The organism is Variovorax sp. M-6 (assembly GCF_052114385.1).
Classification (GTDB): domain Bacteria; phylum Pseudomonadota; class Gammaproteobacteria; order Burkholderiales; family Burkholderiaceae_C; genus Variovorax.
The window spans coordinates 1-9,829 of the sequence record NZ_JBFREQ010000070.1; the positions used below are offsets into that span (position 1 = coordinate 1).

The following is a 9,829-nucleotide window of genomic DNA, read 5'->3' on the forward strand; positions in this document are numbered from 1 at the left end:
CTGGAGGCGTCGCAGCTGCAGGCGTACTGCAAGGCGTCGATCGCGAGCTACAAGGTGCCGAGGTACGTGGAGTTCGTGACGAGCTGGCCGCTGACGGGCAGCCAGAAGATCCGCAAGCTGGAGCTCAAGGCCAGGGCTCAGGCCACGCTCGACGAAGCGGCGGCCAGCGCCCGCCAGGAGGCCAACCGATGATCCACTACATCCTGCGGCGGCTGGGCCAGTCGACGATCACCGTGCTGCTGGTGACGCTGATCATCTTCGTGATCGTGCGCCAGGTCGGCGACCCGACCCACCTGATGCTGCCGCCCGAGGCCACCGAGGCCGATCGCGAGCTGCTGCGCAACCAGATGGGTCTCGACCGCCCGGTGGTGATCCAGTACGGCGCCTACCTGCTCGATCTGGTCCGGGGCAACCTGGGCATGTCCTACCGCTTCTCGCGGCCGGCCCTCGGGGTCGTCATCGATGCCCTCGGGCCGACGCTGCTGCTGACGCTCACGTCGCTGGGGCTGGCCGTGGCCGTCGGGGTGCCGCTCGGCGTCGCCGCGGCGGTGCGGCGCGACAGCTGGATCGACCAGTTCTCCAAGGTCTTCGCGGTGCTGGGCCAGGCGGCGCCGCCGTTCCTCTTCAGCCTGCTGTTCATCCGGCTGTTCGCCATCCAGCTCGGATGGCTGCCGACCGGGGGCTACGGCCGCTCCGTCAACCTGATCCTGCCCGCGATGGCGCTCGGCTGGTATTCCTCGGCCGGGATCATGCGGCTGACGCGCTCCTCGATGACCGAAGTGCTGGACTCCGAGTACATCAAGCTGGCGCGCATCAAGGGCGTGCCCGAGCGGGTGATCGTCTATCGGCATGCGCTTCGCAACGCGCTGCTGCCCGTCATCACCTTCATCTCGCTGCAGTTCGGCGTGCTGATGGGCGGCGCGGTCTCGGTCGAGTTCGTGTTCGCCTGGCCCGGGGTGGGCCGGCTGATCCTCGAATCGATCTCCAACCTCGACTACACGGTCGTGCAGGCCGCAGTGACGGTCGGCGCCCTGATTTTCACCAGCGTCAACCTGGCCGTGGACATCGTCTACGCCACCATCGATCCGAGGATCCGCTATGCATGAAGTCTCCACCCCGGCCGCCGACCGCGCGGCGCGGCGTCAGGTCCTGCGCCGGCCGGCCGACGTGCGCGTCGCGCTGCCCGCGACCGCCGGGCGCAGCCTGTGGCTGTCGCGCCTGCAGTTCGGCGTCGCCGCCTTCCTGGCGCTGGCACTGGTCGCGTGCGCGCTGTTCCCGGGCGTCTTCGCGCCCCAGGATCCGGCGGCGATCTCGCTGTCGGCCACGCTGAAGCCGCCCTCGGCGGAGCACTGGTTCGGCACCGACCAGCTGGGTCGCGACATCCTGTCGCGCACCATCTGGGGGGCGCAGGTCTCGCTCTTCGTCGCGCTGTGCGCGGTCGCGGTCGCCGGCGCCTTCGGCGGCCTGCTGGGCATCGCGGCCGGCTACCTGGGCGGTGTCGCCGATGCCGTGGCCATGCGGCTGGCGGACATCCAGCTCGCGCTGCCGGCCGTGATCCTCGCCCTCGTTCTGGTCGGCGCGATCGGCTTCTCGATGTTCAACCTGATCCTGGTGCTGAGCCTGGCGAACTGGGCGCGTTTCGCACGCGTCACCCGCAGCGAGGCACTGAGCCTGCGGGAGCGCGACTTCGTGCTGCTGGCACGGCTGGCGGGTGCCTCGCGGCTGCGCATCATCATCCAGCACATCGCGCCCAACGTGGTCAACACCTTCATCGTGCTGGCCACGCTGGACGTCGGCATCATCATCATCCTGGAGGCCACGCTGAGCTTCCTCGGCCTCGGCGTGCAGCCGCCCACGGCGTCCTGGGGCTCGATGATCGCGGACGGCCGCGGCTACCTCGAGACCGCCTGGTGGATCTGCGGCATTCCGGGCCTGGTCCTGATGCTCGCGGTCGTGTCGGCCAACCTGCTGGGCGACGCGCTGCGCGATTGGCTCAGCCCCAACCTGACCCGGGCATGGTGAACGACGTGAAGCCACTCCTCGAGGCCCGCAACCTCACCACCATGCTGCGCAGCCGCCAGGCGGCAGGGCGCGGCGGCGCCGGCGTCGTCACCGCGGTCGACAACGTGAGCCTGAAGGTCGGGGCCGGCCGCGCGCTTGCGATCGTCGGCGAGTCCGGCTCCGGCAAGAGCATCACCTGCCTGTCGATGCTGGGCCTGCTGCCGTCGAACGGGCGGCTGGTGGAGGGCGAGGTCCTGTTCAAGGGCCGCGACCTGGCCCGCATGTCGCAGGACGAGCTGCAGAAGGTGCGCGGCCGCGAGATCGGCATGATCCTGCAGGATGCGATGACCTCGCTCAATCCGCTCTTCACGATCGGCGACCAGGTGGCGGAGGTGTTCCGCTATCACCAGAACATCACCGACCGCGCGACATTGAAGCGCAAGTGCATCGAGGTGCTCGAGAAGGTGAAGATCCCGGCCGCCGAGGAGCGCCTCAACAGCTACCCCTTCCAGTTCAGCGGCGGCATGCGCCAGCGGGTGTCGATCGCGATCAACATCGCGCTCTCGCCCGACCTGCTGATCTGCGACGAACCGACCACCGCGCTCGACGTCACGGTGCAGCTGCAGATCCTGAACCTGCTGCGCGATCTGCAGCGCGAACAGAACATGGCGATCGTCTTCGTCACGCACGACCTGCATCTCGCGGCGCAGTTCTGCGACGACGTGGCGATCATGTACGGCGGGCGCATCGTCGAATCCGGTCCGATCGGCGATGTCTTCGAACGCCCGGTGCATCCCTACACCGTCGGCCTGCTGCAGGCCGTGCCCGCGCTGGCCGCCTACGACCGCCGGCTGGCCGCCATCCCGGGCCAGCAGCCGACGCTGGCGAACCTGCCGCAAGGCTGCCGCTTCCAGCCGCGCTGCAAGTTCGCGGTCGCGCAGTGCAGCACCCAGTACCCCGACTGGTTCGAGTGGAACGAGGGCGAGCGCCGGGTCGCCTGCTGGCTCACCGAGCAGCGGCTCGGTGCGTACGACACCAGGGTGCCGGCCGGCCCGCGCCGGTCCGCCGAGGCATTGCAGGAGGTCAGCCGATGAACCGCTTCGACGAGAGCGCGGCCCAGCGCGAGGCCTATCTCAGGGTGCGCGACCTGCGCAAGGTCTACCAGATCCGGCGCGGCCTGTTCGGGCGTCCGCGGCCGCTGCAGGCGGTCGCCGGCGTGAGCTTCGACGTGCCGTCGGGCAGCACCTTCGGCCTGGTCGGCGAATCGGGATCGGGCAAGACCACCATCGCCAAGATGCTGATGCTCGCCGAGCCCGCGACCTCGGGCTCGATCGAGGTGGGCGGACAGAGCCTGCAGGCACTGAGCAAGGCCGAGCGGGAACACTTCCACCTGGCGCTGCAACCGGTCTTGCAGGACCCGTACAGCTCGCTCAATCCGCGCATGCGCATCGGCCGGATCATCGACGAGCCGCTGCGCATCCATCGCGCGCTCGGCGGCAAGGCGCTGGATGCGCGGGTGCGCGAACTGCTCGAACTGGTCGGGCTGCCCGGCGACGCGGGGAAGCGCTTTCCGCACGAGCTGTCCGGGGGGCAGCGCCAGCGGGTCTCGATCGCGCGTGCGCTGGGCCTGAATCCGCGCTGCATGATTCTCGACGAGCCGGTCTCGGCGCTCGACGTCTCGATCCAGGCGCAGATCCTGAACCTGCTCAAGGACCTGCAGCAGCGGCTCGACCTCACCTACCTGCTGATCTCGCACGACCTCGCCGTCGTGGCCTACATGAGCCAGCGCATCGGCGTGCTCTACCTGGGCCAGTTCATGGAGATCGCCGACACGGCGGACATCGTCGGCGACCCGCGCCATCCCTACACCCGCGCGCTGATCGCCTCCGTCGATGCGCGCAGCGGGCAGCGCGACGGCGAGGCTGCCGTCTCGGGCGAGATCCCTTCGCCGATGAACCCTCCGAGCGGCTGCCCCTACCACACGCGCTGCCCGCACGCGAGCGCGCGCTGCCGGGACGAGAAGCCCGAGCTGCGCCCCCTGGGGCCCGGTCGCTGGGTCGCCTGCCACTACGCCGAAACGCTGGTGCCGATGCGAGGCGTGCTCGCCACGCCCCGCGCGGTGCCTCCTCCCGAAGTCCTGCCTGCCGGCGAAAGCCGCCTTCACCTCAAGGAAACCTCATGACATTCAAAGCCCATGCCGTCCTGGACACGCCGCTGTTCAAGAAACTCGACCAGCTGGCCCGGACCAAGTTCCGCGAGCGCGAGCGGACCACGCACGACGAGGCTTCGATGCCGATGGAGAACCTCCAGGACCTCTGGGATCTCGGCCTGCTCACGGCCACGGTGCGCCGCGACCACGGCGGACTCGGCAGCAACGTGGCGTCCAGCGACCCCGCGACCTTCCTGCAGGGCATCCGCACGGTGGCCCGCGGATCGCCGGGCACCGCGCATTGCATGCAGGTGCAGAACCACGTGGCCTGGGCCCTCGACGAGATGGGCACGGCGCAGCAGCGCGAGATGTTCGTGAAGCCGATGACGCAGTCGATGAAGCTCTCGTCCTTCGTCGGCAGCGAAGCCAACCGCAAGCACATGTATGTGCTCAAGACCACCGCTAAGCCGGTCGATGGCGGCTACATCGTCAACGGCAGCAAGAACTACGCGACCAACGGCTTCGAGAACGGCCTGGCGATCATCTTCGCCTCGATCGAAGGCGAGACCGAGTACCTGAAGAGCCACCTGATGGTGATCGTCGAGCCGGGCATGAAGGGCGTCACGGCCAATCACGACTGGTACCGGCCGACCGGCATGCGCGCCTGTCCGAGCCCGGAGATCTACCTCGACAACGTCTTCATCCCGCACACCCACGTGCTCGGCGAACCCGGTGCCTATCCCAAGGGACGCTGGCAGGGGCGCTTCCACCTGGGCTTCGCGGCCAACTACCTGGGCGCCATCGAAGGCGCGTACGACTGGGTGATCCAGGGCCTGAAGGAGCGCGGGCGCGGCAAGGACCCGTTCGTGCAACTGCGCGTGGGCGAATCGCAGACGCTGCTGCACGGCGCGCAGGTGGTGTTCGAGGAGGCGATCGAATCCTGGACCCGCGGCGACGTGCTGGCCTCGGAGCTGGCCTCGATGAAGGCGAAGTCGATCTGCGCCCACGCGGCGCTCACCATGTCGCACACGCTGATCATGCTGGCCGGCTCGACCGCGCTGTTCGACGAGTTCCCGCTCGGGCGGCTGGTGCGCGATCTGGACACGCACGTGCTGCACGTCGGGCATGACCGCACGGCGCAGATCATCGGCGCCGCGGAGCTCGGCGAATCCTTCGACTCCACGCTGCAGCGCTGACCACCATGGATTTCCAGATCTCCCCTTCGCAGCGCGAAATGATGGCGGCCACCGAGAAGCTGTGCCGCCAGCTGCTACCCCTGGCCCACGAGGCCCACGCCAAGGGCACCGCCGAGGCCCTGAACGGCCTGCGCCGCGAGATGGCGAAGAACGGCCTGCTGGGGTTGAACCTCCCGGCCGCGTACGGCGGTCTCGACATGCCGCTGCTCGACACCTTGCTGCTGCTGCAGGTCGTGCAGAGCGTCGATTCCACGATGGGCGGGTTGACGCACCGGACCTCGACCGGCGCCGTCGGCGCGGTGCTCGAGATCGGCAACGAGGAGCACAAGCGGGTCTTCGTCGGCGGCGTCGCGCGCGGCGAGATCGGCATCAGCATCGGGATCACCGAGCCGGAGGCGGGTTCGGCCGCCACGGCCATGCGGACGCGGGCGCGCATCGAAGGCGACGATGTCGTCATCAACGGCCAGAAGATCTTCATCAGCGCCGCCCGGGACAACCATGCCACCCTGCTGTACTGCCGCTTCGGCAATACCGGGCGCGCGAGCGACATCGGTGCCCTGCTGCTGCCGCACGATGCGCCGGGCCTGACGATCTCGTCCGGCACCGTCAACATGGCCGGCGAGCGCCAGTACGAGCTCTTCTTCAGCGACTGCCGCGTGCCGCGCGCCAACATCCTGGCGGAGGGCAACGCCTTCGGCAAGCTGATCAGCGTCTACAACGTCGAACGGCTGGGCAGCATCGCGCGCATGCTGGGCTCGGCCCAGGCCTCGTACGACTACGCACTGTCGTACGTGAAGGAGCGCAAGCAGTTCGGCCGCGAGCTGGCCGATTTCCAGGGCCTGCAGTGGATGCTCGCCGAGATGAAGGTCAAGCTCGAGGCCGCGCAGCTGCTGACCTGGCGCGCCGCGGCCAACACGGCGGCCGGCCTGCCGTCGCCGCTGGAGACCTCGGTGGCCAAGGTCTATGTGGCGCAGGCGGCCAAGGAGATCTGCGACGACGCGATCCAGCTTCTGGGCGGCTACGGCTACATGACCGAATACCCGGTCGAGGGCCGCTACCGCGAAGTGCGCGGCGGCTCGATCTACGGCGGCACGCTGCAGATCCACAAGAACATGATCGCCAGCCACATCCTCAAGCGCAAGAACAGCCAGTGGGCTGGAAAGGCCGAGGAATGAGCGTGCGACTGGACGACCGCGAGCCGGTGATCGTCGACGCGGTGCGCACGCCGGTGGGCCGCCGCGGCGGGGCGATGCAGGACATGCACGCCTCGGCGCTGCTGGCCCAGGTGCTGACCGCGCTGTGCGAGCGCACGGGCGTGCCGCGCGAGCGCGTGGACGACGTGGTGGCGGGTTGCGCGGCGCAGGTCGGCGAGCAGGCCGGCAACATCGCGCGCACCGCCGCGCTGGTGGGCGGCTTTCCGTTCAGCGTGCCCGGCGTGACGGTCACGCGGGCCTGCGGGTCGTCGCAGCAGGCGGTGCACTTCGCCGACAGCATGATCCGCAGCGGTGTCTGCGACGTGGTGCTGGCGGGTGGTGTCGAGCTGATGTCGCGCACGGCGGGCGGCAACGACGACACCAAGTACGGCCGCCGGCATCCCGCGGAGCTGGTCGAGCGCCTTTCCATGCCGACGATGGGCGAGGCGGCCGAGCGCATCGCCGAGCGCTGGAAGCTCGACCGCGGCTGGCTGGACCAGCTGTCCTTGCGCAGCCACGCGCTGGCGGCCGCGGCACAGGATGCGGGCCACCTGGCCACGCAGCTGCTGCCGGTGACGCTCCCGAACGGCGAGCGTCTCGGGGCCGACGAAGGCGTGCGGCGAGGCGGGACGCCGGAGAAACTGGCCGGGCTGCAGCCGGTGTTCCGCGCCGACGGCCGCATCACCGCCGCGAATTCGAGCCAGGTCTCGGACGGCGCGGCCGGGCTGCTGCTCATGACGGCCGCCAAGGCCAGGGAGTTCGGCCTGCGGCCCCGGGCGCGGCTCAAGGCCCAGCTGGTGGTCGGCGTCGATCCCGAGATCATGCTGACCGGGCCGATCCCGGCCACGCGCCGGATCCTCGAACGCGCCGGGCTTTCGCTCGCGGACATCGACCTGTTCGAGATCAACGAGGCCTTCGCGTCGATCCTCGGCGCCTGGCTGGCGGAGCTGGGGCCGGACCTGGACAAGGTGAACGTCAACGGCGGCTCGATCGCCATCGGCCACCCGCTCGGCTCGACCGGTGCGCGCCTCATGACCAACCTGGTCTGCGAGCTCGAGCGCCGCGGCGGGCGCTACGGCCTGCAGTCGATGTGCTGCGGCGGCGGACTCGGGACCGCGACCATCGTCGAGCGTCTCGACTGATCGCCCGTCCGGCAAAGGAGACCTGCATGACGGAAATCGACCGATCGCTGATCGGACAACTCTCGGAGCCTTTCACGGTGGAGGTGGAGCCGGGTGCGATCCGCAAGTTCGCGGATGCGATCGGAGACCCCAATCCGCTCTACCGCGATCCCGCGCACGCCCGCGCCCAGGGCTACGCCAACGTGGTCGCGCCACCCACCTTCCCGACCTGCTTCCGGCCGCCGAAGGAGCCGCCATGGTTCGCGCCGCTGGACCGGCGCCGCGTGGTCGCGGGCCAGACCTCCTTCGACTATGCGCGGCCGATCGTCGCCGGCATGCGCCTGACCTGCCGCGTGCGCTTCGTCGGCGTCGAGGACAAGCAGGGCAGCAAGGGCCGCATGGAGCTGCTGCACCAGGCCGTGGAAGGGCGCGACGAGACGGGCGAGCTGGTCTTCACCGCGGGTCGCAGCACGGTCTACCGTTCGCTCGCCCAGGTCGAGAAGCGGAGCCTGGCATGAACCTTCGCAGCCTCGCCGTCGGCAGCCGCTTCGAACTGACGACCGATCCCGTCACCCGCCAGCAGCTGGTGCGCTATGCCGGCGCCTCGGACGACTACAACCCGATCCACTACGACGAGCAGTACGCGGCCGACGCCGGGCTCGGCGGCGTGATCGCGCACGGCATGCTGACGATGGCCTTCATGGCGCGGGCGGCGAGCGATTGGGCCGGTCCTGCGGGGCAGGTGCGCCGGATCGCCGCGCGCTTCACTGCGCCCGTGCGGCCGGGCGACGCGGTGCATGTGGCGGCGGTCGTGACCGCGCTTGGCGGCGCCGAGGCGCCCGACGACGTGCAATGTCGGCTCGACGCCGATGTGGCCGGCCGCGCGGTGGCTTCGGGCGAAGCCACCTTGCGGCTCCCGCGCCGCTGAGCCAATCGAGCGCCGACCCCATGACGCAGCCGCACTGGATCGATTGCACCTTCGGCGACGCGCTGCTGTGGGCCGCGGCGACGCACCGCGATCGCGAGGCCGTCGTGTGCGGATCGGAGCGCATCGACTTCGCCACGCTCGCCGCGCGCGCCTGCGCCTTCGCGCGCGGCCTCCTCGCGCAGGGCGTGGCCCCGGGCGACAAGGTGGCGCTCTGGATGGGCGACCGTGCCGAATGGATGATCGCGCGCTGGGCGGTGCCGATGATCGGCGCCGTGCTGGTGCCGGTGAACACGCGCTTTCGCGCCAACGACCTCGAATACGTGCTCGCGCAGTCGGATGCCTCGACGCTCATCATGCAGGACGAGGCACGCGGCGTGGCCTACCTGGCGCTGCTGTCGCAGCTCGAACCCGACTGGGCGAGGCAGGTCCACGGCGCCTGGCGCAGCGCGCGGCTGCCGATGCTGCGGCGCGTGATCGCCGTAGCGTCGGCGCCGCTTGCGGCGGGCATCGCGCCCTTCGAGGCCGTCGAGCAGGCGGGCCGTGAACGGCTCGGCGGCGCCGCGGCCGACGACACCTTGCGCGCGGCGATGGCCGCGGTGCGGCCGGACGACGTCGCGCAGATCCTCTACACCTCGGGCACCACCTCGTTTCCCAAGGGCGCGCAGGTCTGCCATGGGGCGCTGCTGCAGAACAACTGGCAGACGGTTTCGCGCATGCACCTCACGCCGGCCGACCGCTATCTGTCGTGCGTGCCGCTGTTCTCGGCGACCGGCACCGGCTACACGCTGTCGATGCTGATGGCGGGTGCGGCGATCGTCATCGTCGACCGCTTCGAGCCCCGTTCCTTCTGCGAGCTGGTCGAACGCGAGCGCATCACCGTCGGGTTCTTCGTTGACACCATCGTGCAGGACCTGATGGCCTTCGAGGAGCGTGCACGCTACGACCTGTCGAGCCTGCGCACCGGCACAGGCGCGCCCCTGTCGCGATCGTCCTTCCTGTGGGCGACGCACACCCTCGGCGTGCCGGAGCTGGTCGGCGTCTTCGGCATGTCGGAGACCTCGAATGCCGTGTGCCGCGTCGATTGCGGCGACTCGCTGGCCAAGCGCTCGGGCACGAACGGCCGGCCGGTGGAGGGCGTTGCGATCCGGATCGCGGACGTGGAGAGCAACGAGACGCTGGCGAGCGGGACGGTGGGGGAGATCTGCATCGCGGGCTACGTGCTGATGAAGGGCTACTACAAG

10 protein-coding genes and 1 pseudogene are annotated in these 9,829 nt (G+C 69.8%); all 11 read left to right on the top strand.

Translation table 11 applies throughout. From position 1 onward, the window contains the following. Positions 1 to 192: pseudogene (locus tag AB4Z46_RS34735) on the top strand (ATP-dependent acyl-CoA ligase); the annotation flags it as partial. Further along, positions 189 to 1,106 (top strand): ABC transporter permease, encoded by a 918-nt coding sequence (locus tag AB4Z46_RS34740; protein WP_442288102.1) that lies wholly within the window; start codon positions 189 to 191, stop codon positions 1,104 to 1,106. The pseudogene AB4Z46_RS34735 and the gene AB4Z46_RS34740, both read left to right, overlap by 4 nt. Beyond that, positions 1,099 to 2,022 (top strand): ABC transporter permease, encoded by a 924-nt coding sequence (locus tag AB4Z46_RS34745; RefSeq protein ID WP_442288103.1) that lies wholly within the window; start codon positions 1,099 to 1,101, stop codon positions 2,020 to 2,022. Before AB4Z46_RS34740 ends, AB4Z46_RS34745 begins: the two co-directional genes overlap by 8 nt. 5 nt (positions 2,023 to 2,027) lie before the next feature. Next, complete coding sequence (locus AB4Z46_RS34750) at positions 2,028 to 3,095, top strand: ABC transporter ATP-binding protein (RefSeq protein ID WP_442288104.1); 1,068 nt, start codon at positions 2,028 to 2,030, stop codon at positions 3,093 to 3,095. Beyond that, positions 3,092 to 4,183, top strand: coding sequence for an ABC transporter ATP-binding protein (locus AB4Z46_RS34755; RefSeq protein ID WP_442288105.1), 1,092 nt, complete (start codon positions 3,092 to 3,094; stop codon positions 4,181 to 4,183). Before AB4Z46_RS34750 ends, AB4Z46_RS34755 begins: the two co-directional genes overlap by 4 nt. Next, positions 4,180 to 5,346 (top strand): acyl-CoA dehydrogenase family protein, encoded by a 1,167-nt coding sequence (locus tag AB4Z46_RS34760; protein WP_442288106.1) that lies wholly within the window; start codon positions 4,180 to 4,182, stop codon positions 5,344 to 5,346. The genes AB4Z46_RS34755 and AB4Z46_RS34760 overlap by 4 nt, the downstream gene beginning before the upstream one ends. 5 nt (positions 5,347 to 5,351) lie before the next feature. Next, positions 5,352 to 6,521 carry an acyl-CoA dehydrogenase family protein gene (locus AB4Z46_RS34765; RefSeq protein ID WP_442288107.1) on the top strand — a complete coding sequence of 390 codons (1,170 nt, stop codon included), beginning with the start codon at positions 5,352 to 5,354 and terminating at the stop codon, positions 6,519 to 6,521. Continuing rightward, on the top strand, positions 6,518 to 7,681 hold the full coding sequence (locus tag AB4Z46_RS34770; protein ID WP_442288108.1) for a thiolase family protein: 1,164 nt from the start codon (positions 6,518 to 6,520) through the stop codon (positions 7,679 to 7,681). The genes AB4Z46_RS34765 and AB4Z46_RS34770 overlap by 4 nt, the downstream gene beginning before the upstream one ends. A 26-nt stretch (positions 7,682 to 7,707) precedes the next feature. After that, positions 7,708 to 8,178: a MaoC family dehydratase N-terminal domain-containing protein gene (locus tag AB4Z46_RS34775; RefSeq protein ID WP_442288109.1), complete on the top strand. Its 471-nt coding sequence runs from the start codon at positions 7,708 to 7,710 to the stop codon at positions 8,176 to 8,178. Then, the gene (locus tag AB4Z46_RS34780; protein WP_442288110.1) at positions 8,175 to 8,588 is read left to right on the top strand and encodes a MaoC/PaaZ C-terminal domain-containing protein; all 414 of its coding nucleotides are present in this window, start codon (positions 8,175 to 8,177) and stop codon (positions 8,586 to 8,588) included. The genes AB4Z46_RS34775 and AB4Z46_RS34780 overlap by 4 nt, the downstream gene beginning before the upstream one ends. A 20-nt stretch (positions 8,589 to 8,608) precedes the next feature. Further along, positions 8,609 to 9,829, top strand: a 1,221-nt coding sequence (locus AB4Z46_RS34785; RefSeq protein ID WP_442288111.1) for an AMP-binding protein, incomplete at its 3' end; no start/stop codon positions are given.

Coding starts and splice junctions, on each gene's coding strand:
- AB4Z46_RS34740 (WP_442288102.1), top strand. CDS start 189: ATGATCCACTACATCCTGCGGCGGCTGGGCCAGTCGACGATCACCGTG.
- AB4Z46_RS34745 (WP_442288103.1), top strand. CDS start 1,099: ATGCATGAAGTCTCCACCCCGGCCGCCGACCGCGCGGCGCGGCGTCAG.
- AB4Z46_RS34755 (WP_442288105.1), top strand. CDS start 3,092: ATGAACCGCTTCGACGAGAGCGCGGCCCAGCGCGAGGCCTATCTCAGG.
- AB4Z46_RS34760 (WP_442288106.1), top strand. CDS start 4,180: ATGACATTCAAAGCCCATGCCGTCCTGGACACGCCGCTGTTCAAGAAA.
- AB4Z46_RS34765 (WP_442288107.1), top strand. CDS start 5,352: ATGGATTTCCAGATCTCCCCTTCGCAGCGCGAAATGATGGCGGCCACC.
- AB4Z46_RS34770 (WP_442288108.1), top strand. CDS start 6,518: ATGAGCGTGCGACTGGACGACCGCGAGCCGGTGATCGTCGACGCGGTG.
- AB4Z46_RS34775 (WP_442288109.1), top strand. CDS start 7,708: ATGACGGAAATCGACCGATCGCTGATCGGACAACTCTCGGAGCCTTTC.
- AB4Z46_RS34780 (WP_442288110.1), top strand. CDS start 8,175: ATGAACCTTCGCAGCCTCGCCGTCGGCAGCCGCTTCGAACTGACGACC.